Raw genomic sequence first — 220 nt, forward strand, 5'->3', positions numbered from 1 at the left:
GGTAAACCGTGATGATGTCGCCGTCATAGGTCAGGGCACCGGTGTAGAGGTTGCCGGGTATGTCCTGGATAATATTTAGCCCGATAAGATGGCGGCTGGCGGGCTTGGCATCGGCAATGAGCCGCTCCATTTCGTAATACATTTCCTCGGTGATACCAGACTCTAATACACCGATATCAAGGCGAAATGTGCCTGGGGGATCGTTGGTTTCCCACCACTC

The 220-nt window shown here is 53.2% G+C and carries 1 protein-coding gene; it reads right to left on the minus strand.

The annotated features are described in order from the left end of the window. The coding region (locus JTA15_RS06795; RefSeq protein WP_219373025.1) for a phage tail protein I at positions 1-220 on the minus strand (220 nt) is incomplete at both ends.

Origin of the sequence: Enterobacter sp. BIDMC 29 (genome assembly GCF_019378755.1) — a bacterium.
GTDB lineage: Bacteria > Pseudomonadota > Gammaproteobacteria > Enterobacterales > Enterobacteriaceae > Enterobacter > Enterobacter ludwigii.